Origin of the sequence: Micropruina sonneratiae (genome assembly GCF_025972045.1) — a bacterium.
Taxonomy (GTDB): Bacteria; Actinomycetota; Actinomycetes; order Propionibacteriales; family Propionibacteriaceae; genus Micropruina; species Micropruina sonneratiae.
Genome location: NZ_JAPDHX010000001.1, coordinates 555,584 through 577,719, shown reverse-complemented (window position 1 = coordinate 577,719; position 22,136 = coordinate 555,584). Strand labels below are relative to the sequence as shown.

Below are 22,136 nucleotides of genomic sequence, written 5' to 3'. Positions count from 1 at the left end.
GTCATCGCGGGCTCGACCCGGGATCCCCTTCCGGCACCTCGTCATCCCGAGCCCGACCCGGGATCCCTCCCCCGCCGGGCAATCGCCGCACCACCAGCGTGCGGGCCCCCCTCGTGGTCGGTGTGAGCACCAGCGTGGCGGTGTTCGGCCCGCGGGGCCTCAGCCGGCGTCGCAGGGCGGCCGGGTCGACGTCCAGGCCGCGCTTCTTGATCTCCAGGGCGCCCACCCCGTTCGCCCTCACCCAGGCGCGCAGCGTCCGCTCGCCCGCGTCCAGCACCTCCAGCACCTCGAAGGCGGTCGCGAACGCTGTCGCGACCGCGGACGGGGCGGTCAGGTAGGCCAGGCCCGGCTGCACCCGGCGCGCGCCGAGATCGTCGGCGAGGACGTCGACCAGCCCCGCCCGGATCACCGCCGGATCGGGTTCGTACACCACCGTTCCGGGCTCTGGGACGCCGCCGGGACCCATGTCGCCGGCGACGGCCCGGTCGCGCAGCTCCTGCCCACCGGGAAGCAGCACGGCCCGCCGCTCGGCCGGCCACGGTCCCGACCACAGCGACAGTTCGACCAGGTCGCCACGCTCGCTCACCCAGGTGGCCGCGACGGCGTCCGGGATGAGGGTGTGCGGCAGGCCCGGCCCGAGCTTCACGCAGGCGAGGTGGTCGGCCAACACCTGCTGGACGAACGACCAGGGCGGGCTCAGATCCTCGACCCGCCAGCTGCGGCCGGAACCGGTGCGCCGGGCCGGGTCGCAGAACACGGCCGTGTCGGCCCGGGCCGGCCCGAGCAGCCGGACGCCGTCGCCCACCGTCACCTGCCTGCCCAGATTCGCCGAGGCCAGTACCGCGGTGGCCTCGTCGGCATCGATCGCCTCCACGTCGAGTCCCTCGTCTAGCATGCCGAGGGCGTCGGCGCCGATCCCGCAACCCAGATCGATCACGCGGGTGACCCCGGCCTCGGTCAGCCGACGGGCACGCCACGCGGCTACCGCGGGCCGAGTTGCCTGCTCGAGCCCGTCGGGGGTGAAGAACAGCGTCTCGGCACGCGCCCCGAACTTGACCCGGGCCCGGCGACGCAGCGCCACCTGGGCCGTCACCACCGCCGCCCGCGACGGTGGCAGCCGTCGACGCAGCCGCTCGGCTGCGGCGAGCGAGCGCGGGTCGGCCTCGGCTGCGGCGCGAGCGAGCTCGGCAGCGCCGTCCGGCCCGACCAGCCAGCGGGCATCGTCTGCGTCCATACCCAGGGTTCTACCCGCACCGGGCGCGCCGCGTCGACCTAGGATGCCGTCATGAAGCTACCTGCCCGCATCCTGCTGATCGTCGGTGCGCTCGCCCTGGTCGGCGCGATCGGCGTCCTCTCCTACGGCGGGTTCGAGGTCTGGCGCCAGTTCCTCGCCCTGGACGCCATCCGCAGTCGCGAGTTCGCCAACCCGCTCGGCCTGATGATCGGCGGCGCCTCGCTGGCCCTGCTGGCCGGCCTGCTCGCGGGGTACGCGCTGGGGCTTCCGCGCAAGCCGAAGTCGGAGTTGCCGGCGGGTCCCGACCGTCCCTCGGGCAGGCCGTCCGACACCACGGCGACCCGGCCGGCCGAGCCCGCGCCGAACCCGGAGACCGACCTGCGCTGAGCCGGTCCGCCCGGCTCGAACCCCTTCGCCGCGCAGTTCGGAGGCTGCCCGGCTGACGCCTCGGCGTGCCCCTGGGCCGCCCGAAGGAAAACCCGCCGATCGCCTGACATCCGGCAGATCCTGAATGCCACCGGGCCGTGGACCGAACGCACCCGAGCCCTCGAGACGGACACCCCCGCGGGGCGTCTCCGGCCGACCAAGGGCGTGCACATCGTGCTGCGAAAGAGCGACTTCCCGCTGAACACGGCCGTGTTCACCCGATCTCCCGACGACAACTACCATGATCCGGTGACCACCCTGCCGGCCGCCCTCGCCGACCGCGTCGTGGTGCTGGACGGTGGCCTCGCCACCCGGCTCGAGGCCCGCGGCCACGACCTGAGCGACTCGCTGTGGTCGGCCCGGCTGTTGCTCGAGGACCCCGATGAGGTGCGGGCCGCGCACGCCGACTTCTTCGTCGCCGGCGCCGAGGTGGCGACGACGGCGTCCTACCAGGTCAGCGAGTCGGGCTTCGCCGCGGCCGGCCTCGACGCCGGCGACAGCATGCGGGCGCTGCGCCGCAGCGTCCGGCTGGCGCGTGAGGCCGCCGAGGCGGCCGGCGGGCAGCGCTGGGTCGCGGCGTCGGTCGGCCCCTATGGCGCGAGTCTCGCCGACGGCTCCGAATACCGCGGGGACTACGGCCTGAGCGTTCGGCAACTGCGTGCCTGGCACCGTCCGCGGCTGGCGGTGCTGGCCGAAGCCGGCGCCGACGTGCTGGCCTGCGAGACGATCCCCTGCCTGGCCGAGGTGGAGGCCCTGGCCCTCGAACTGGATGCACTCGGCGTCCCGGCCTGGTTGTCTCTGACGACTGTCGGCGCACACACCAGGCTCGGCGAGCCGGCCGCCGAGGCGTACGCCCTGGCCGCCGGGTCGGACGCCGTGGTCGCCCTGGGCGCCAACTGCTGCGACCCGGCCGACGCCGCGGCCGTGGTCGCCGCGGTCGGCGGGCGGCGTCCGGTCGTGTTCTACCCCAACAGCGGCGAGGTGTGGGACGCCGCCGCGCGCGACTGGCGGGGGCCGGCGTCGCTGCACGGGATCGACTGGAGCGGGGTGTCCGGGCGCGGCGGCTGCTGCCGGGTCGGGCCGGAACTGATCGCCGCGGTGGCGGCGGATGCGGGGCGCGCCGGGACGAACGGCGGGTCGCCGGACGCGCGGCCGCGGTGACTCAGCGCCGGTAGCTCCACCCCGTCGGCTCGCCGTCGGTGTACGGCATCACGCCGTGGAACGGACGCGGGTCGTCGTCGAACACCAGCGGCAGGAAGTGCCGGTCGCCGGGCCACATCGGCAGCGGCTCGCCGGCGCCGAGCAGCCGGTCGCGCTCCACCCAGTCCAGCGGGCCGTCGTCGTTGCGCCGCGGCACCTCGCCGGTGTAGGCGTCCACCACGAACACGAAGCCGAACCAGTCCTCGCCCTCGGCGCCGAAGCCGGGCCAGGAGATGGTGCCGCGCAGCCGCTGCGCGGTGACAGTGATCCCGGCCTCCTCCATCAGCTCGCGGTGCAGGCAGGTGACGACGTCCTCGTCGGCCTCGAGCTTGCCGCCCAGGCCGTTGTACTTGCCCTGGTGGACATCGCCGTCGCGGCTGCGCAGCACCATCAGCACCCGCTCGCCGGTGGCGTCCAGCACGTAGCCGAGCACCCCGATGATGGGTCGGTACGGCATCAGACCAGCACCGTCGAGACCGGCAGTCCCGAGTCGGCGCCGATGTCGAGCGCGGAGGGCCGCAGCCCCCGGCCGATCACCTCGGCGCCGAGCACGGCGATCATCGCGCCGTTGTCGGTGCACAATCCGGGCCGCGGACGCCGCAACGCGATGCCTGCCTCGGCGGTGCGCTGCTCGAGCAGCGACCGCAGCCGCGAGTTCGCCGCCACCCCACCGCCGATCAGCAGGTCGGAGACGCCGAAGTGGGTGCACGCGTCCACCGCCTTGGCGGTCAGGACGTCGCACACCGCCTCCTGGAAGGAGGCTGCCACGTCGGCCAGCGGCACCTCCTCGCCGTCGCGCTGCCGGGTCTCCACCCAGCGCGACACGGCCGTCTTCAGACCCGAGAACGAGTAGTCGAAGCGATGCTTGACCAGGTCCTTGCCTGCGGTCAGCCCGCGCGGGAACCGGATCGCGGCGGGGTCGCCGCCGGCGGCCGCCCGGTCGATCACCGGGCCGCCCGGGTAGGCCAGTCCGAGCACCCGCGCCACCTTGTCGTAGGCCTCCCCGGCGGCGTCGTCGATGGTCGAGCCGACCTCGGTGATGTCGCCGGTGATGTCGTTGACCAGCAGCAGTGACGTGTGCCCGCCGGAGACCAGCAGCGCCCCGCACGGCTGCGGCAGCGGGCCGTGGTCGAGCAGGTCGACCGCGACGTGGCCGACCAGGTGGTTCAGCCCGTACAGCGGCTTGTCGAGCGCGACCGCCAGCGCCTTCGCGGCCGCCAACCCGACCACCAGCGCCCCCATCAGGCCCGGACCGGCGGTCACGGCGATGCCGTCCAGCTCGCTCAGGTCGACGTCGGCGGTGGCCAGCGCGCGCTCCAATGCCGGCCGGAGCGCCTCCAGGTGGGCGCGGGACGCGATCTCGGGCACCACCCCGCCGTAGCGGACGTGCTGCTCGACCGACGACGCGACCTCGTTGGCGAGCAGTTCGTGCCCGCGGACGATGCCCACGCCGGTCTCGTCGCAGGACGATTCGATCCCCAGCACCAAAGGTCCGCTCATCGCTTCCCCTCCCCCGTCGGGTCCAGTCGTCGCTCCATGACCAGCGCGTCGCGGTCCGGGCCGTAGTAGTTGCGCCGGTACGTGATCTCGACGAAGCCGAGCCGCCGGTACAGCGCCAGCGCCGGCTCGTTGGCCCACTCCACCTCGAGCAGCATGCGTTCCGCACCGGAGCCGGCCGCCCAGTCCAGGCCGGCGCGCAGCAGCGCCTCGCCGACGCCGCGGCCGCGGTGCGCGGGATCGACGACGATCCGGTTCAGGTCGGCGACGTCGGCGAACAGCTGGAAGGCCGCCACCCCGACGACGCGGCCGTGGTCGTCGCGGGCGGCCGGGGTGAAGTGATGGCCGCCCTCGATCTCACCCAGCCAGGAGCGTCCGATCCAACGGGACGCCGGGGCAAAACCGGTCTCCTCCAGGCCGAGGATGGCCTCGATGTCGGCGGCCGTGGCCGTGTCGATGGTCAGCACCGGGCTCATCGCTTCGACCAGCCGGCCGCGAGCCGCGGCTGCAGCAGCGTCGACTTCCGCTTGCTCGGCACCTCGGCGTCCGGCCGGCGCAGGTACAGCGGCGACAGGCCGGCGTCGGGCAGGCTCGGGCCGGCCAGGGCGAGCAGGCCGCCGTCCAGCGGGGACGCCGTCCCGCCGGCCAGCACCGCGCCGGGCCCGGTGACCGGCAGCTGCGGCAGCTCGCTGACCGGCCCGACGAACGGGCCGGTCAGCCTCGAACCGTCGGCGGCGTAGCGCGCCCAGTACACCTCGCGGCGGCGGGCGTCGGAGAGCACCAGGAACTCGCCGGCGGTGCCGTCGTAGCCCGCCGCGCAGGCGTCCAGCGAGCAGACCCCGCGCACCTCGACGCCGAGCGCGAACCCCAGGGTCTGCGCACTGGCGACACCGACCCGCAGGCCGGTGAACGGGCCGGGACCCACCCCGACCACGACGCGGGTCACGTCACCGAGGCGGCATCCGGCCCGGCGCAGGGTGTCGCGGATCAGCGGCATCAGCTGCTCGGCGTGCGCGCGGGTGTCGGTCACCGCCGCGGACGCCAGCACGGCGCCCTCGGTGGCCAGCCCGACCCGCACATCGGTCGAGGTGTCGATGCCAAGGGTCAGGCTCACCGCAGTGCCTCCAGTTCGTCGCCCGCCCAGCGGGGGCCCAGGCCGGTCAGGAAGACCAGCCGGTTCTCGTCGTCGACCTCGAGGCCGCGACGAATGTCGATCTCGAGCCGATCGTCGGCCAGCCCCTCGGCCAGCCCCCCGCCCCACTCGATCAAGGTCACCGAGTCGGCCAGCGACGCCTCGAGATCGAGATCCTCCAGTTCGTCGAAACTGCCCAGCCGGTAGGCGTCGACGTGCACCAGGGCCGCTCCGCCCACCGTGCTCGGATGCACCCGGGAAAGCACGAAGGTGGGTGAGATCACCGGGCCGGCGACGCCCAGTCCGGCGCCGATGCCCTGGGTCAGGGTGGTCTTGCCCGCCCCCAGATCTCCGGTGGCGATGATCACGTCACCGCCGCGCAGCAGCGGGGCCAGCCGCTCGCCCAGGGCGTGCATGGACTCGGCGGTGGGCGCCTCGACCAGCACCGGCAGCGGACGCCGCAACACCTCGCCGTCCACGTCGAACCCGTGGCCCCGCCACCAGGACGCCGCGGCCGGGTCGGGCAGCACGCTCAGTTCACGCACGCCCCCGGCGGCCAGCAACTCGATCAGGCAGCCCAACAGCGCCGAGCCGATCCCCAGGCCGCGGTACTCGTTGGCGACGCTCAGCGCCTGCACCCGGGCGAGGCGGGAGCCGACCCGCACGGAGATCGCAGCGGCCACGTCGCCGTCGATCTCGGCGCGCACGTCGACGACGTCGGAACCGGCGTCCGAGCGGACGAAACGCAGCAACCGCCCGTCGGGCAACGTCGCCTGGGCGAGTTCGGTCGGGGCGGGCATGGTGCAGGTCCTTCGGACGGGGAAGCGGGCCTTGCACACTGTAGTCGGCACGCGAGAGGGCGCCGACGGGGTCTCGACCGGACGCCACACGCGACGTGGAGAGGCGCGACGACCTCAGCGGTTGCGGAAGACCTCCAGCAGCCGGTCGTACAGCGGATGGCCGGGTTCGATGCCGGTGATCTGCGCCACGGCGTCCTCGGGCGACAACTCGCCCAGCAGCCGCTGCAGCTCGACGGCCTCGGGGTCGTCCGGGGTGTCGAACCCGAGTCCGGCGCCGATCGCGGCCAGCAGCCCGTCGCAGGGCATTCCGCGCTCGGCCAACTGGGACGCCGGCGAGATGAACCGGTCGTGCCGGCTCAGCTTGCGCAGCGGCCCCCGGCCCACCCGGAGCGTGGTGTCGGGCAGGTGCGGATTGGCGAACCGCTTCAGGATCTTCGACACGTAGGCGCTCTGCACCGCGTCGTCGACGCCGTGCTTGGCGACGATGAGCGACTTGGTGTCGGCCAGCGCATCGGCGACCTTGCCGGCCACCGTCGAGTCGGCCAGTGCGTCGGAGATCTTCTCGATTCCGGCCGCGTAGCCGAACCAGGCCGCGGTCGCGTGGCCGGTGTTGACCGTGAACAGCTTGCGCTCGATGTAGGGCTCGAGATCCTCCACCCAGGTCACCCCGGGAATGTCGGGCACGTCGCCGCCGAACGGCGGCGTCTCGATCGCCCACTCGAAATAGTTCTCGACCGTCACGTCCAGGCCGGCATTCGGGTCCTGGGCCGGGACGATCCGGTCGACCGCGGTGTTGGCGAACAGCGCGCGGTCGGCCAGATCGTCGCCGGAGTAGTTCAGCTCCACCTCGCCCTTGAGGATGTCGGTGCCGTTGATCGCGTTCTCGCACGCCATCACCGCCAACTTCGGTGCGTCGTCGCGGCGGGCCGCGATGCCGGCGGCGACCGCCGGTGCCACGAACTTGAGGATGTGCGCGCCGACCGCGGTGGTGACGATGTCCGCCTCCGCGATCGCTGCGGTCAGCTCGTCGGCCTGCTTGGCCGAGTTGATCGCGGAGTACCCGCGCACCGTGGTGGTGCGCGGGTCGTCCCCGACCTCGTTGACGTCGTAGGAATCCGACGCGGCAAGGGCGTCGATGAGGGCGTCGGCGACGTCCGCGAAGACCAGCTCGTAGCCGGCGTTGCTCAGCAGCAACCCGACGAAGCCGCGGCCGATGTTCCCTGCACCGAAGTGGACTGCCTTCATGTCAGCTGTTCACCCTCCCGAACGCGTCCCGGATCTCCTGGGCGCTGGTGGCCTGCTCGAGTTCGGCGATCCGCGACTCGTCGAGGAACACCTCCGCGATCTTGCCCAGCAGTTCCAGATGGTCGTTGCCGGCGCCGGCGATGCCGATCACGAACTTCACCGGATTGCCGTTCCAGTCGATGCCGCCGGGGTAGCGGACCACCGAGATCGACGACGACTTGATCAGCGCCTTGGCCTCGTTGGTGCCGTGCGGGATCGCCAGCAGGTTGCCCATGTAGGTGGACACCGACTTCTCCCGCTCGTGCATCGACTCGACGTACGCGGAGTCCACGTTGCCCGACGACACCAGCAGTGCGCCGGCCTCGTCGATGGCCCCGTTGCGGTCGGACGCCGTGCCGGCCAGCTGGATCGACGACAGCTTCAGCACCGCCGAATCCTCATCGGCGGCCGGCTCGGCCACCGCCGCGGAGGTCGCCGCCACCTCGGGCGCGGCGGCCTCTTCGGTGGCCTCGGCAGGCGCCGGTTCCGGCTCGGGCGCCGGGACGTCCTGCGCCGGGGTGGGGGCGGGCACGGGTGCGTCCGTTTCGGCAGACGGACCGGAGTTCACCCGCCGCACCATCTCAACGACCTCGTCGTAGCGCGGTGACGACATGAAGTTATCGACGGCCACATGGACGGCAGACGGCGTCCGCTGAGCCGCCCTATCCATCAGATCCTCGTGCGACACCACCACGTCATAGGCGTCGTCGAGGCTGGCAATCGCCTTGTTGATGACGGTGACTTCGGAGAAGCCAGCCTGCTGGATCTTCTTCCTCAGCACCGACGCACCCATCGCCGACGACCCCATGCCCGCGTCGCAGGCGAACACGATCGACTTCACCTGGCCGGACGGCGCGGCAGCGCTCGAGCTGAGCAGCCCGGACAGGGCGTCTGACGACTTTCCCTTGTTGGCGGCGGTCTGACTGACCGCACTGGCGAACTTGTCTTCCCCGGCAGCCTCGGCCGCGAGGTCGGTCTTGCGCGAGGCGCGCAGGATGGCTGCGGCGATCAGGAAAGTCACCGCCGCCGACAACACCACGGACAAGGCGACGGCGACATAGGCACCAGGCGCGGTCTGCGCCAACACGGCCAGGATGCTGCCCGGAGCTGCGGGAGCCCGCAACGCACCACCCAACAGCATGTTGGTGGTGACGCCGGTCATGCCGCCGCCGATCAGGGCGAGGATCAGGGCGGGCTTCATCAGTGCGTAGGGGAAGTACACCTCGTGAATGCCACCGATGAACTGAATGAAGGCCGCACCGGGAGCCGACGCCCTGGCCGCACCGACGCCCACCAGTGCGAAGGCCAGCAGGAGCCCGAGACCGGGCCCGGGGTTTGACTCCAGCAGGAACAGGATCGACCGGTTGTTGTATGCGGCGTCACCGGCCTGGGCCAGGCCCAGTGGAGTGAGCACGCCATGGTTGATCGCGTTGTTGAGGAAGAGGACCTTGGCGGGCTCGATGATGATGCTGGTCAAGGGGAGCAGGTTGTTGGCAACCAGCCAGTTCACAGCGGAGCTAAGTACCGACATCAAGCCGTTCACTAGCCAGGCGATCGGGTAGAACCCGATGATCATCAGGAAGAAGCCCCAGATGCCCGCCGAGAACATATTGACCAGCATCTCTAGGCCGGCCTTGATCTTGTTCTCCCACAGCTTGTCGAGCCAACGCATCGAATAGGCCGACAGCGGCGCCATGATCATGGCGCCGATGAACATGTGTACCTGGCCCAGCTCGGAGAAGTCCGCCTCGGCATTTCCGGCCGCCACCCACGCTTCGAGGAGTCGCACGTTCTCCTGCGCGATGAGGTAGTCGGAGCCAGCGATCGCGCCCATCACGCCGATGGAGGCCACGACCGCGCCGCGCAGTCCGTAGACCATGTGGCCGCCGGTGTAGGCGATGATGATCGGCAGCAGGTAGTGGATCATCGGTCCGACGATGGTCGCGATGGCTTCGTTCGGAGTGAACCCTGCCGGGATGAAGAACATCGTGAGAATGCCCCACGCAATCAACGCGGGGATGTTGGGCATGATCATGCCTGACAGGAATGTCCCGAATTTTTGAACAGCGATGCGCGCCGAGGACTTCGGCGCTGCGGTTGTCGACGACATATGACTCCTCAAAATAGGGCTCGGCCCCCGGTCCTTTCGCCAACCCTGGCGACTGGCACCGAGCCACCTGCTAGGCACCCTAGACCGGAGCTCACTCCCACGACCACAGACATCCCGCAGAAAGGCCCCGGTGATGCCGTGGCATCGGTGTTTGAAAGCTCAACTCTTGGCGCGCAGGGACGCTACCACCCGCGGAACGGCCCGCGCAATGAAATCGGGAGGATGCGGGCCCGGTTGCAGCAACGCGGTCATGGCTTGCGCGGACGCCGCGGCCAGGGCGGCTTCGGGCGGTGCCAGGCCGGCAGCCAACAGGGTTCCGGCCAGGCCCGCGAGGGTGTCCCCGGAGCCGGCCTGCGCCGTCCAGGCCGGACCGGGGACGGCGAGGGTCACCGCGCCGTCGGGGCCGCAGACGTACTGGGTGCCGCCCTTCAATAGCACCGTGCAGCCGTGTCGGGTCGCGGCACCGCGGACGGCCGCCACCGGGTTGGCGGCGACCTCGGACCGGTCGAGCTCGAGCAGCCGGGCCAACTCGCCGGCGTGCGGGGTGAGCAGCACCTGCTCGCCGAGGTCGCCTCCCGGCAGGAAGCGCAGCGCGTCGGCGTCCAGCAGCAGGGGTAGGCCCTCGGCGAGCGCGTCGGCCACCACCGTCGCACCGTCGGGCCGGTCGCCCCAGCCGCACCCCAGCACCCGCGACTGCACCCGGCCCTGCCCGAACACCACGTTCGGGGCGGCCGCCCGGATCAGCTGGACCGCCCCCTGTGCTCCGGCGAAGCGGACCATGCCGGCGCCGGCGTGCACGGCGCCGAGCGTGGAGAGCACCGCCGCGCCTGGGTAGGAGTCCGAGCCGGTGTCCAGGCCGACCACGCCACGGGAGTACTTGTCGCTGGTGGCGTCCGGGAACGGCCAGTGCGCGGCGACATCGGCGGGTTCCCACTGCCGTAGGTCGGGTTCGGGCAGGCCGAGCCCGATGTCGACCAGTTCGAGCCGCCCGCAGGCCGAGGCGGCCGGCTCGATCAGGTGACAGAACTTCAGCCCCCCGAAGGTGACGGTCAGGGCGGCGGTGAAGTGGGGCGCATTCGCCCCACACGCATCCGCGGCCAGGCCCGAGGGCACGTCGACCGCGACCACCGGCACCCCGGCGTCGGCGCAGGCGGCGGCGAACAGGGCCACCGGTTCGGGCAGCCCGGGGCGGCCACCGATGCCGAGCACACCGTCCACCACCAGGTCCGCCTCGCCCAGCTCGGACAGGGCGTCGACCGCGCCGACCTCACGGCCGCCTGCGGCGAAGAACGCCCGCCACGCGTCGTGATGCACCGCCGACGTCGTCCGCCACGCCCGCACTCGGACGCCGCGGCGCAGCAGCTGCGCCCCGGCGTACAGCGCGTCGCCGCCGTTGTTGCCGGCCCCGGCCAGCACCAGCACCCGGGCGCCGTAGACCCGGCCCCGCACGGCGGCCAGTTCACGCAGCAACGCCGAGCTGAGCCCGGTCGCGGCCCGCTGCATCAGCACCCCCGGCAGGGCCGCCAGCAGCGGCTCCTCCGCGGACCGGACGGTCTGTGCCAGGTACGCCGCCCTCATCGCCCGCACCTCATGGCCTCAAGCCTCGCAGACGACCACGGCCGCGGCGATGCCGGCGTCGTGGGTGATCGACAGGTGCACGTGCACGATGCCGAGTTCGGCGATCCTGGCCGCGATCGAGCCCCGGTAGTCGAACCAGGGCTTGCCCAGGTCGTCCTTGCGAACCTCCACGTCGAGCCAGGCCAGGCCTGCCGGAGCGCCAAGTGCCTTGGCCAGCGCCTCCTTGGCGGCGAACCGGCCGGCCATCCGGTTCATCGACGAATCCCGTTCGGACGGCGTGAACAGCCGTGCCAGCAGCCGCTCGTTCTCGGCGGCCGAGGCGAACCTGGCGACGGGACAGACGTCGATGCCGATGCCGACGATCACGCGAGGCGACCCGGCTACTCGACCGTGACCGACTTGGCCAGGTTGCGCGGCTGGTCGACGTCGTAGCCCTTCAGCGAGGCGACCTCGCAGGCGAACATCTGCAACGGCACGGTCGCCACCAGGGGCTGCATCAGGGTCGACACCTTGGGCAGCCGGAAGATGAAGTCGGCGTAGGGCGTGACCTCCTCGTCGTCGTCCTCGGCCAGCACGATGGTGAACGCGCCCCGGGCGCGCACCTCCTGAATGTTGCTGGTGACCTTGTCGTGCAACTGATCGCGGCCCTGCGGCGGCACCACGACGAAGATCGGGATCTGGTTCTCGACCAGCGCGATCGGACCGTGCTTGAGTTCGCCGGCCGGGAAGCCCTCGGCGTGCAGGTAGGCGATCTCCTTCAGTTTCAACGCACCCTCGAGTGCCACCGGGTAGCCGACGTGGCGACCTAGGAACAGCACCGAGTCCTGGTCGACGTACTTGGCAGCCAGTTCCTTGATCGGCGCGATCTCGTCCAGCACCCGCTGGATCAGCGGCGGCACGGCGGCCAGTTCGGCCATGATCGCGGCGATCTCGTCGCCGAACTTGGTCCCCCGCACCTGCGCCAGGTACAGCCCCAGCAGATAGCAGGCCGCGACCTGGGTGAGGAAGCCCTTGGTCGAGGCCACCCCGATCTCCGGGCCCGCGTGGGTGTAGATCACGGCGTCCGACTCGCGCGGAATGGTGGCGCCGTTGGTGTTGCAGATGGCGATCACCTTGGCGCCCTGTTCCCGGGCGTGCCGGATCGCCATCAGCGTGTCGGCGGTCTCCCCCGACTGGCTCAACGTGACCACCAGCGTCCGCGGAGTGATGATCGGGTCGCGGTAGCGGAACTCGGAGGCGATCTCGACCTCGCAGGCGATCCGCGTCCAGTGCTCGATGGCGTACTTGGCGACCATGCCGGCGTAGTAGGCGGTGCCGCACGCGACGATGATGATCTTGTCGATGGTGCGCAGCTCGGCCTCGGGAATGTGCAGCTCGTCGAGCTTCAGCGAGCCGTCCTGGTTGTACCGCCCCAGCAGCGTGTCGGCGACCGCCTGAGGCTGCTCGTAGATCTCCTTGCGCATGAACCAGTCGTAGCCCTGCTTCTCGGCGGCCGACAGGTCCCAGGTCACCTCGAACGGGTGGGACGTCGCGGCGTGGCCGTTGAAGTCGGTCACCTTCACTCCCTCGGCGGTGACGTCGACGACCTGGTCCTGGCCCAGTTCGATGGCCTGCCGGGTGAACTCGATGAAGGCCGCCACGTCGGAGGCGACGAAGTTCTCACCCTCGCCCACACCGACCACCAGCGGCGAGTTGCGCCGGGCGGCGACCAGCCGGCCCGGCACCTGCGCATCGATGGCGACCAGGGTAAACGCGCCGTGCAGGCGGCGGCAGACCTCGCGCATCGCATCGGCCAGGTCGTTGCCGGCGGCCACCGCCCGGCCGAGCAGCTGGGCGGCCACTTCGGTGTCGGTCTCGGAGCGGAACTCGACGCCGGCCGCCTGCAACTCGGCGCGCAGCGGGGCGAAGTTCTCGATGATGCCGTTGTGGATCAATGCGACCCGGCCGTTGGCCGAGACGTGCGGGTGGGCGTTGTAGTCGGTCGGCCCGCCATGGGTGGCCCACCGGGTGTGCCCGATGCCGGTGCCGCTGACCGCCAACGGATCGGCGGCGATCGCGGCGTCCAGGTTTGCGATCTTGCCCGCCTTCTTGCGGAAGTCGAGCGCGCCGTCGTCGATAACCGCCACGCCGGCGGAGTCGTAGCCGCGGTACTCCATCCGGCGCAGCCCCTCGACCACCACCTTGCTGGCGTCACGCGGGCCTACATAACCGATGATTCCGCACATGGCGGGCACTCTACCGGCGGGTTTCGCCCGCCCCGGCCACCACGGCCGCATCGGACGGGCACACTAGGCGGAACCTCCCGGGACGCCGGGACCGCCAGCACAGGCAGGAGCCATGGATCCGCATTCGATCATGCTTCCCCCCGGGACGACGTTCTCGCCCGAGGATGACCCGTACGGCCCCTACGTCGCCCTGAGCCGCGAGCAGTGGAGCGACCTGGCCGAGGCAGTGCCGTGGGAGCTGGATGCCGGGACGCTGGCCCGGCTGCGCGGCCTGGGCGACCCGACTACCCGTGACGAGGTGCGCACCGTCTACCATCCGCTTACCCAGCTGCTCAACCTGTACTGGGAGCGCACCGGCGCGCTGTTCGGCACCACCCACGACTTCCTCGGCCTGACCGACAAGCAGGTGCCGTTCGTGATCGGGGTGGCCGGCTCGGTGGCGGTCGGCAAGTCGACCACCGCCCGGCTGCTGCAGGAACTGCTGGCCCGTGGCCCGCGACGTCCGAAGGTCGACCTGATCACGACCGACGGCTTCCTCTACCCCAACCACATCCTCGAGGCGATGGGCATCGCACACCGCAAGGGCTTCCCCGAGTCCTACGACCGGCAGGCGCTGCTGCAGTTCGTGGTCGACGTGAAATCGGGCAAGAGCCAGGTGACGGCGCCGGTCTACTCCCATCTCATCTACGACATCGTCGAGGACGAACGCACCGTGGTGGACGACCCCGACATCCTGATCATCGAGGGGCTCAACGTGCTGCAGCCGGCGCGGCGCCGGTCCGACGGCTCCACCGCGCTCGCGGTCAGCGACTTCTTCGACTTCACCGTCTACGTCGACGCCCGGACGGCCTTCATCCGGCAGTGGTACATCAACCGCTTCTTCGCGCTGCGCGCCACCGCGTTCCGCGACCCGGCCTCCTACTTCCGGCGCTACGCCCAGATGACGCAGGCCGAGGCACTGCACACCGCCGAGACGTTCTGGGACACCATCAACGGGCCGAACCTGGAACTGAACATCCGGCCCACCCGCGGGCGGGCCACCGCGATCCTGCGCAAGGGCGAGGACCACCGGGTGAACTGGGTGCGCATCCGCAAGGTGTGAGGGCGTCAATCGCCGGCCAGGCCGAGTTCCCAGCCGCGGATCGCGGTGGTGACCCGGGAGGTGGTGCCCAGCTTGTCGCCGAGCGAACCCAGCCGCACCTTCACCGTCGACTCCGACAGGTAGAGGGCGGCGGCGATCTCGGCGTTGGAGAAGCCCTTGCACAGCAGCCGCAGCACGTCGTGCTCGCTGCTCGACAAGACGACCTCCGCCGGCGGGGTGGGCCGCGCCGGCCCGGCCACCCGGCGCAGGGTCTCGGGCGTCATCACCCCAGCGCCGCGATACACGGCGTGGATGGCGCTGATCAGCGCCTCGGGGGTGGCGCTCTTGAGCAGGTAGCCGCCGGCGCCGTTGCTGATCGCGGCACGGATCGAGTTGTCCTCGTCGAAACTGGTCAGCATCAGCACCCGCACGTCCGGGTGTTCGTCACGCATCCGCCCGGCCGCGGTCACCCCGTCCATCACCGGCATCTGGATGTCCATCACCACCACGTCGACGCGTTTCACCGCCAGCGCGGCCAGCGCGTCCGCACCGTTCTCGCACAAGCCGACCAGGTGCAGCCCGGGTGAGTCCGAGACGTAGCCGCCCAGCGCCGTCCTGACGAACAGGTCGTCGTCGACGATCAGCACCCGGACCGGGTCCGCCCGATCGGGACCGACGCTCATCGCAGTGCCCCGCGGGCGGTGATCGGGACGGTGGCCCGCAGGATCCAGTGGGTGCCGACCGGCCCGGCCTCCAGGCAGCCGCCCAGGCCCTCGACCCGCTCCCGCATCCCCAAGATGCCGAGCGGTTCGTGCGAGGTGTTCCTGGTCGGTGCCAGCTGGTTGATCAGCGCCAGTTCGACATGCTGGTCGCTCACCTCGACCAGCAGGACGCATTCGCCGCCGGCCGCGTGCCGCTGCACGTTGCCGGAGGCCTCGTGCAGCACCCGTCCCATGGCGTCGGCGATCGAGCGCGGCACGGCGTCCAGCCGGCCCTCGATGGTGACCGCGACCGGGAACCCGGCCTCCTCGAGGGCGGCGGTCTCGCCGGCGATCACCTCGGCCAGCGGACGCGAGCGCCAGTCCATCCTGAACTGGGAACCGTCGGGTTCGTCACGGCGCAGGATGGCCAGCACGTTGCGCAGGTCCTCGATGGCCTCGCGGCTGCGGTCGGCGATGAAGGCGAGGTCGGCCTCGGTGGCGCCGCCGTTGCGCCGGCCCTGTTCGGCCCGGATGGCGATCACCGACATGGTGTAGGCCACTCCGTCGTGCAGGTCCCGGGCGATCTCGCGGCGCAGCGCCCGGACGGTGCCGCGCGACTCCTCACGCTTGTGCAGCATCAGCAGGTGGACGGTCTCCCCCGCGGCCCAGGACAGGGCCACCACGACGCCGACGAAGACCGTATGGGACGCCAGCACCGGCACCAGGAGGTCGGCCTCGGCCTCGACCGGCAGCCGGGTGAGGATCTGCCCGAAGATCAGCACGATGGCAGCGACGGTGAACCACCGCCGCTGCACCGTCAGGCCGACGGCGCCGCAGGCGATCAGAGGGGCGAGGCACCCATAAATGGCCAGCGACTCCTGCTGCGGCAGGCCGATCGCCAGCACGGCGCACAGCCCGACGATCGCGATGCCGGCCGGCACCGGCCAGCGACCGCTGAACGCGACCAGCAGGCAGATCGCCACCGACAACGCCATCGCCACCGGAGTCATCGGCACTTCGAAGGAGCCCGCCACCGTGCCGGTGAACAGCAGGCCGCCGGCCACGGCCGCCGAACGTCCGCTGCCTGTCAGGTGATAGCCACGGTGCTCGACGGTCGCCACGGGGGTCATGCTGCCATCGCGCCGGGCCACAAGGCCCGGCACGACGAGCGGCAGCGCCGGCGTGACCAGCTGGGCGGTCACCGTCGGGGGCAGCCCGGCAGGTACGGGAACCACCAGCAGAAGCTGGACGGGGTGGTGGTCCGCGTGTCCTGACCGGGCCGGTCCGCCACAGGTTCGGTGGCGGTGGGCAGGCCGAGCAGCAGGATCGAGGTCATGGTCAGAATGAGCGCTTTCACGGGGCGCCGCCTCTCGCTGTGGGCCACCGACGGCCGGTGGGCGCGTCCAGCCAAACATCCCCGGCGGCCAGGCGACAGGGCCGCGACGGCGGGCTGTCCGATCGGCCGACGAGTCGATCCTTTCGGGCGAAGGCGGGCGTCCCCGGCAACGGCCGACCGACCTTTCGGCCACTCGCCGACGGCCCGGCGGGCGTAGGCGTCCGATCGGCCGGCTGCGGCCCTCGGCCCGGCCGATCGACGCACGGGAGTGGCCGATCGGCATCTGGTGACCGACCGATCGGCGGCACAGAGTGCGGGTCACCGGCCCTCGACCAGCAGGACCAGAACCGGAAGGAACCCCCAATGACCACCTCTCTCACCCGCCGGGTCACGGCGACCGCTGTCAGCGCGGCGGCACTGCTGACCACGGCCACCGCCTTCGCGGCCACGCCTGCCCAGGCGTTCACCAACGACAACGCCGTCACGGTGAGCGGCGTCCGCTACTACGCCAAGGCGTACTCGTGCAACGTGTACTGGCGCTCGTGCTCGTGGAACTCGTCCATCTCGATCTCGAAGAGCAAGTCCTACACCCACCGCGCCGACGTCAAGGCCAACGGCTTCAAGCTCAGCATCACCATCTCCAAGGGCGGCGGCGTCACCATCACCGGCAACTCCACCTCGCTGGTCACTGCGAAGCGATCGAGCTACGGCACGTCCAGCTACATCTCGGGGGTCGCCAAGCCCAGCATCTTCTCCGTCTCGGTCTCGGCCCGCACCCGGCTCGCCGCCGGCGGCCAGAACGTGAGCTCGGGCTGGACGACCTGGTGATCATGTCCCACCGCACTGCTCCCAGGGCGCGCCGCTCGCCGGTCGCGCCCTGGGCGGCGTTGCTGCTCGTCCTGGTGCTGGCCACCGGCTGCACCGCCGCGCCCCGTCCGGCGACGCAGCAGCCGGACCCGTTCCGGGACACCTTCGTCACCGCCAACGGCCTGCTCGCGGTGCCCGAGCTGTGGAAGTCGCTGGAGCGCTCCACCACGGCCGGTCTGCTGCGGCACCTGGCCCTGGCCGCCGCCGGGCGGCCCACCTCCTGGCGACTGTCCGCCGACGACACCTTCGCCGCGCTCAGCGCCGAATCCGACCCGGTCCAGGCAGCGTCACTGGTCACAGAGGCGGGCTTCGGTCACCGCGGCCTGTGGTCGGAGGCCGACCTGCTCGACTGGTGGCAGATGGCCGTCTCCGAGGCCGACATCGACCGCGAGGCCGCGATCGCACGGATCAGCGACGACCCGCGGCGACTCCCGGTCGACGACGCACTGCTGCAAGCCTGGCGCACTGCTGTCGAGGGTCCCGACATTCTCCCAGCCCTGCTGGCCACCGACCTGCTCGGACTGTTCGCCGGCCCCGACGTGGCCGAGCCGCGGCCGGCGACGATCAACTTCCGCAGTCCCGGTGAGGCCGCGACCTACCTGCGCCGGGCCGCCGCGTCGGGCCAGGCGTCCCCCGATGCCCTCGACCCCCAGATCCTCACCATCGCCCGGGAAGCCATCGCCACCGACGATCGGGCCATGTACGACCTCGCCAGGGCCTACGCCGACGCCGGGCAGCAGTCGGCGGCCGGTGCGGTCGTGGACGCGATGGATCCGCGCCGCCTGCTGGCGGACGGTGAGGTGCTCGAGGTGCCCCTCTTCGAAGGGACCGTCGGCTCCAGCTTCCGGATGGTCCGCACCCTCGCCGCCCAGAACCGGCTCGACGTGCTCAGCCCCGACGTCCGGCGCACCCTCGTCGAGCAGGCCCGGGCACTGCTGGAGGTCGACGTCTCCCACCGGGTGGCGGGTCTCGCCCTGATCAACCTGCTCGAACCAGGCTCGGTCGCCCCCGACCAGGCCACGACCGCGATCGGGGCCGCGCTGCGCGAGGCGAGGGTGGGCATCAAGCCGTTCACGTCGCCGGCCCAGGCGATCGGCTGGACGACGGTGGCGGAGTACGCCGACGCGCTCGGCGTCCGGCTCGACTACCCCGGCATCGCCGCCGGTGCGGTCGCCGAGTGGGTCGCCGTGACCGAGCCCCTGGTGGAGGTGTCGATCAGCCGTTTCCTGCTCGCCCTCGACCGTTCGGGACAGCTCCGCCCGGACGCCTTGACCCAGCGGCTGGCCGGACGGGTGCGCAGTGCGCTCCTGAAGCCGGCCCGCACACCGAGCCTGCTGCTGTTCAGCGGCGCGCTCGCGGTGCACGCGGCCACCGGAGGGTGGGCCGTCCCCGTTGCGGAGCTGCGCACGCAGTCCACCACGCGTGACGGCGGCTGCCTGGGCGACTTCGACGGCTTCGTGCGTGACCTGCCCAGCCACGGCACCGCCTGCGACACCGACGCCTCCTGGTTCGCCATAGTGCTGTTGAAGGAACTCGATCGATGAGGAGCCCCCGTTGACCCCCACCCCCCGGCGCCGGCTGGCCGCGCTCGCCGCACCGCTCACGACGCTCCTCCTGCTGGCGGCCTGCCAGAGCCCGCTGCCACAGCCGCGCACCTCGATCAGCTGCGATCCTGGGACCGTGGTGATCGAGGTGACCAACGTGGGCGACGAGGCCGCCCGCTACACGGTCTCGGTCACGTTCGTCCGGGCCGGCGACGAAGAGGACGAGGAGTACTCCTCGAACAAGGTCGAGCCGGGCGCCACGGCAACGATCACCGACGACCGACCCGACGAGCCGCAGACGTGCCGGGTGACCGGAGTGCAGGTCTTCGCCGGCTGAGCGGCGGAGCGGTCCCCAGGTGGCGCCGTGCCGGTCCGTCGCCTCCGACCTCTCCGGAGCTCGCCCTCGGTGCCCGGAAGAAGCCCGGACGAGTCAGTCCAGGACGCCCGTGGTCACCCACGCCCGCCCCTCGCCGCGGCGCAGGGCGGCGTCGCCGGCGTCCACCCCGATCAGCCGGCCGCCGGACAGGGCGATGGCGGTGTGGCGTCGTTCCGCATCCAGCTCAACCAGGTGACGGGCCTCGGGCTGCAGGTACCAGCGGCCGGATTCCCAATGGACCACCGAGGTGTGTCCGTGCAGTTGGCTGAACGGCAGCGGATGCGCCAGCCAGCCGGCCACCACCTCGTCGCCGGCCGCGGCCCACACCGGCCCGGCCAACGGGGTCGGTTCGCGACCGTGCACCAGGCTGCCGCTGCGGAAGACCGTCCGGGGCTGCGTCGCCGCCAGCCTGTTCAGCGCCCGGGCTGCCGCTCCGGCGTGGCCCGGCGCGCCGAGGACCTGCGCCCAGAACGCGTGCGTGAGCCCGGCGTGGGTCACCAGGAACTGTTCATCACCGGCGCGGAATGATGCCGCGACCTGCATCATGCCCCGGCGCCACCAGTCCCGCAGCACGGTGGCGGTGGCCCGCGGCACCCGGCTGTCCCAGCTGAACTGGCGCCGGCGCAGGTAGAACAGTTCGTGGTTGCCGACGAGTTGCAGCCAGCCCTGCGGCTGCCGACGCAGGTAGCCGTCCACCAAGGCGACCACCCCGGCCGAATCGGGTCCACGATGGACCAGGTCGCCGACCTGGATCACCCGCAGGTCCGGCGGCAACGGCCCGGTGCCGTCGGGCACCCCGAGCGAGGCCAGCTGGGCACGCAGGGCGTCGAGGTGACCGCCGACGTCGCCGATGACCGCGATCCGCAGCCCAGCCGCCGCGCTCATCGCCCCTCGGGGTCTGGCCGGCCCCAGTCCTCCGGATCCTCGTAGCGCGACAGGTTCGCCATCCGGGTCTGCACCGCGGAGATCTCGCGCACAGCGCGGGTGATGATGCTGTGGTCGATGGGCGACACGGCGTCCAGGTCGAGCAGATCGGACGCCGGGTCGCCGGCCGCGACCTGGGCGAGCTGATGCCGCAACCGGATCGCCTGCAGCACCTCGAACACCTCGATGAGGATCTCCGCGCGACGCTGCGGCAGCACGCTGGTGCCGGACGCCGCCCGCAGCCGCTCGGTCGTCGGCAACGCGTCCGAGCCGACGATCAACGCCGCCCAGCGGGCCAGGTTCACCATCGGCAGCAGTGCGTGCCGCTTCAGGTCGAAGCTCCTCGTTGGCCCACCGAACCGGCGCCGCAGCCGGCTGACCTTCGCCCTTTTCGCGAGCGACTCCTCCAGCAGCAGCCGCATCGTGCCGGTGTGCCGGCGCAGCTCTGCGAACAGTTCCGCCACCCCGGGCAGCGTCTCGCCGCGCTCACCGGACAGCGGGCGGGCGTCCAGCAGCAGCGAGGTCATCATGGCGGCGTTGTCGGTCGTCGGGTCGTCGAGCCAGGCCCGGGCGCCGGCTTCCCAGGAGGTGCGGCTGCGGGCGAACAGCTGGTGCGCCGCGGTGGCGCCGTGCCCGTCCCCGGTCAGGCCGGCCTCAGCCAGGTGCCGAACCACCTCCACGAAGGCATTGCGGTAACGGTCGATCTCGCTTTGCGGCAGGTCGTCGTGGAACACCACCGCGCAGTCGACGTCGGAACTGAGCGTCGATTCCCGGCGTCCGTTGCTGCCCAGCGAGAGCCAGCTGAAGGCGTCGGGGTTCAGCTCGGGATGGGCGGCGAGTACCAGGGTCAACATGCGCCGGACGACGGCGTCCACCAGCGCCGAGTACAGGCTCAGCACCCGCGCCGACGACAGCCCGCCGTCGAGCAGATGCCCCAGCAGTTCCGGCATCCGCCGGGCCAGGGCCTGCAGTTCGCCCACGCTGCCGGCGCGCAGGAACCGCTCATGCAGGGTCAGCCCGGCCGTCACCGACGAGCCGATGAAGTCCCGCGGGTTGATCGCTCCGGCCAGCCCGCCGTCGCGGCCGCGGACCAGGACGTGGTCGGCGCCGCTGTCGAGCAGCAGGATCAGTGCCTCGGCCGCCGAGGCGTCGGCGTTCACCCAGCCGATGTCGCCGGACGCCGCCCGCAGCACCGGGGTGTCCGGCGACAGCCCGGCGGCCAGCACCCGCTCCCGCAGCGAACGGTCGGTCACGATGCCGAGGACGCCGTCGCCACGATCCACCGCCGCGTAGTCGCGCTGCCCCATCGCGGCCGCCACCTCGGCGACGCTGACCGTGGCGGAGACCACCAGCGGCCGGGTGACCAGCAGATCCTCGGCGCGCAGACCGGCAGCCGGGACGTCCGGCTCGGCGGGATGATGCCGGGGCAGTTCGACAGTGGGCCGCTCCAGGCCGGCCAGCGCGGCGTCCACCGAGCCGGCCGGCAGTTGCAGCGCCCGCACGGTCCCCGCCGCGACGGCGAGCGGTCCGATCGCCTTGCCGGTGAGGGTGGCGTCCAGGCCGAACACCTCGCCCGGGCCGAGCAGGCTGTCGGGGTCCTCCGGATCGTGGGCTCGTTCGGCGTCCACCCACAGCTGCACGGCCCCGGCCAGCACCACCGCGACCTCGTCCGGAGTTGCGCGGAAGGCGTCCAGGATGACGGTGCCCGGCGGGTACTCCACGATCCGGGACGCCGCCGCCAGCTTCTCGATGGCGGCGGCGCCGAGCGCGTCGAACGGGGGCGAGGCCGCCAGCGCGGCCATCGCCTGAACCGTCAGCTGC

At 71.8% G+C, this 22,136-nt stretch carries 22 protein-coding genes; 6 read left to right on the top strand and 16 right to left on the bottom strand.

Translation table 11 applies throughout. The annotated features are described in order from the left end of the window. Position 1 precedes the first annotated feature (1 nt). Positions 2-1,234 (bottom strand): class I SAM-dependent methyltransferase, encoded by a 1,233-nt coding sequence (locus OIE40_RS02835; protein ID WP_264699883.1) that lies wholly within the window; start codon positions 1,232-1,234, stop codon positions 2-4. 51 nt (positions 1,235-1,285) lie between these two features. Here OIE40_RS02835 and OIE40_RS02830 point away from each other — a divergent pair, with 51 nt between their 5' ends. Both OIE40_RS02830 and mmuM read left to right on the top strand, forming a co-directional pair. Further along, positions 1,286-1,621 (top strand): hypothetical protein, encoded by a 336-nt coding sequence (locus OIE40_RS02830; protein ID WP_264699881.1) that lies wholly within the window; start codon positions 1,286-1,288, stop codon positions 1,619-1,621. A gap of 288 nt (positions 1,622-1,909) precedes the next feature. Continuing rightward, positions 1,910-2,821, top strand: coding sequence for a homocysteine S-methyltransferase (gene mmuM / locus OIE40_RS02825; protein ID WP_264699879.1), 912 nt, complete (start codon positions 1,910-1,912; stop codon positions 2,819-2,821). A gap of 1 nt (position 2,822) precedes the next feature. Here the strand turns inward: mmuM and OIE40_RS02820 are convergent, their stop codons facing one another. The 10 genes from OIE40_RS02820 to glmS form a co-directional block, all read right to left on the bottom strand. Continuing rightward, positions 2,823-3,317, bottom strand: coding sequence for an NUDIX hydrolase (locus OIE40_RS02820; RefSeq protein ID WP_264699878.1), 495 nt, complete (start codon positions 3,315-3,317; stop codon positions 2,823-2,825). Next, complete coding sequence (gene tsaD / locus OIE40_RS02815; RefSeq protein ID WP_264699876.1) at positions 3,317-4,360, bottom strand: tRNA (adenosine(37)-N6)-threonylcarbamoyltransferase complex transferase subunit TsaD; 1,044 nt, start codon at positions 4,358-4,360, stop codon at positions 3,317-3,319. The genes OIE40_RS02820 and tsaD overlap by 1 nt, the downstream gene beginning before the upstream one ends. Beyond that, entirely contained in the window at positions 4,357-4,833 is a 477-nt protein-coding gene (locus OIE40_RS02810; protein ID WP_264699875.1) for a GNAT family N-acetyltransferase, read from the bottom strand. The genes tsaD and OIE40_RS02810 overlap by 4 nt, the downstream gene beginning before the upstream one ends. After that, the gene (gene tsaB, locus OIE40_RS02805) at positions 4,830-5,471 is read right to left on the bottom strand and encodes a tRNA (adenosine(37)-N6)-threonylcarbamoyltransferase complex dimerization subunit type 1 TsaB (RefSeq protein WP_264699874.1); all 642 of its coding nucleotides are present in this window, start codon (positions 5,469-5,471) and stop codon (positions 4,830-4,832) included. The genes OIE40_RS02810 and tsaB overlap by 4 nt, the downstream gene beginning before the upstream one ends. Continuing rightward, positions 5,468-6,289, bottom strand: a complete 822-nt coding sequence (gene tsaE / locus OIE40_RS16910) for a tRNA (adenosine(37)-N6)-threonylcarbamoyltransferase complex ATPase subunit type 1 TsaE (protein WP_319805195.1) — start codon at positions 6,287-6,289, stop codon at positions 5,468-5,470. Before tsaE ends, tsaB begins: the two co-directional genes overlap by 4 nt. Positions 6,290-6,403: 114 nt before the next feature. Further along, entirely contained in the window at positions 6,404-7,534 is a 1,131-nt protein-coding gene (locus OIE40_RS02790) for a mannitol-1-phosphate 5-dehydrogenase (protein ID WP_264699872.1), read from the bottom strand. Between the two features lies 1 nt (position 7,535). Then, the gene (locus OIE40_RS02785; RefSeq protein ID WP_264699870.1) at positions 7,536-9,602 is read right to left on the bottom strand and encodes a PTS sugar transporter subunit IIA; all 2,067 of its coding nucleotides are present in this window, start codon (positions 9,600-9,602) and stop codon (positions 7,536-7,538) included. Positions 9,603-9,842: 240 nt separating this feature from the next. Continuing rightward, entirely contained in the window at positions 9,843-11,261 is a 1,419-nt protein-coding gene (locus OIE40_RS02780) for a bifunctional ADP-dependent NAD(P)H-hydrate dehydratase/NAD(P)H-hydrate epimerase (protein WP_264699868.1), read from the bottom strand. A gap of 18 nt (positions 11,262-11,279) precedes the next feature. Continuing rightward, the gene (locus tag OIE40_RS02775) at positions 11,280-11,627 is read right to left on the bottom strand and encodes a holo-ACP synthase (protein ID WP_264699866.1); all 348 of its coding nucleotides are present in this window, start codon (positions 11,625-11,627) and stop codon (positions 11,280-11,282) included. Positions 11,628-11,641: 14 nt separating this feature from the next. Next, positions 11,642-13,486, bottom strand: coding sequence for a glutamine--fructose-6-phosphate transaminase (isomerizing) (gene glmS, locus OIE40_RS02770; protein ID WP_264699864.1), 1,845 nt, complete (start codon positions 13,484-13,486; stop codon positions 11,642-11,644). 127 nt (positions 13,487-13,613) lie between these two features. Here glmS and coaA point away from each other — a divergent pair, with 127 nt between their 5' ends. Beyond that, positions 13,614-14,588 (top strand): type I pantothenate kinase, encoded by a 975-nt coding sequence (gene coaA, locus OIE40_RS02765; RefSeq protein WP_413774460.1) that lies wholly within the window; start codon positions 13,614-13,616, stop codon positions 14,586-14,588. 5 nt (positions 14,589-14,593) lie between these two features. On the opposite strand, the gene OIE40_RS02760 is transcribed toward coaA, so the two are convergent. The 3 genes from OIE40_RS02760 to OIE40_RS02750 are packed head-to-tail and all read right to left on the bottom strand — an operon-like array spanning position 14,594 to position 16,625. Further along, positions 14,594-15,250, bottom strand: a complete 657-nt coding sequence (locus tag OIE40_RS02760) for a response regulator transcription factor (RefSeq protein WP_264699863.1) — start codon at positions 15,248-15,250, stop codon at positions 14,594-14,596. Continuing rightward, positions 15,247-16,503, bottom strand: coding sequence for a sensor histidine kinase (locus tag OIE40_RS02755; RefSeq protein WP_264699861.1), 1,257 nt, complete (start codon positions 16,501-16,503; stop codon positions 15,247-15,249). Before OIE40_RS02755 ends, OIE40_RS02760 begins: the two co-directional genes overlap by 4 nt. Then, positions 16,467-16,625, bottom strand: coding sequence for a hypothetical protein (locus tag OIE40_RS02750; protein WP_264699859.1), 159 nt, complete (start codon positions 16,623-16,625; stop codon positions 16,467-16,469). Before OIE40_RS02750 ends, OIE40_RS02755 begins: the two co-directional genes overlap by 37 nt. A gap of 342 nt (positions 16,626-16,967) precedes the next feature. On the opposite strand from OIE40_RS02750, the gene OIE40_RS02745 reads away from it, so the two are divergent. Genes OIE40_RS02745 through OIE40_RS02735 form a run of 3 tightly spaced genes read left to right on the top strand, consistent with a single transcriptional unit; the run spans position 16,968 to position 19,352 of the window. After that, positions 16,968-17,432, top strand: a complete 465-nt coding sequence (locus OIE40_RS02745) for a hypothetical protein (protein ID WP_264699857.1) — start codon at positions 16,968-16,970, stop codon at positions 17,430-17,432. 2 nt (positions 17,433-17,434) lie between these two features. Beyond that, positions 17,435-19,015: a hypothetical protein gene (locus OIE40_RS02740; protein WP_264699855.1), complete on the top strand. Its 1,581-nt coding sequence runs from the start codon at positions 17,435-17,437 to the stop codon at positions 19,013-19,015. 10 nt (positions 19,016-19,025) lie between these two features. Further along, positions 19,026-19,352: a hypothetical protein gene (locus OIE40_RS02735; RefSeq protein ID WP_264699853.1), complete on the top strand. Its 327-nt coding sequence runs from the start codon at positions 19,026-19,028 to the stop codon at positions 19,350-19,352. Between the two features lie 93 nt (positions 19,353-19,445). On the opposite strand, the gene OIE40_RS02730 is transcribed toward OIE40_RS02735, so the two are convergent. Then, a complete protein-coding gene (locus OIE40_RS02730; RefSeq protein WP_264699852.1) occupies positions 19,446-20,276 on the bottom strand; it encodes a metallophosphoesterase in 831 nt (276 codons plus the stop codon). Then, positions 20,273-22,117: a putative nucleotidyltransferase substrate binding domain-containing protein gene (locus OIE40_RS02725; protein WP_264699851.1), complete on the bottom strand. Its 1,845-nt coding sequence runs from the start codon at positions 22,115-22,117 to the stop codon at positions 20,273-20,275. Before OIE40_RS02725 ends, OIE40_RS02730 begins: the two co-directional genes overlap by 4 nt. Between the last annotated feature and the right edge of the window lie 19 nt (positions 22,118-22,136).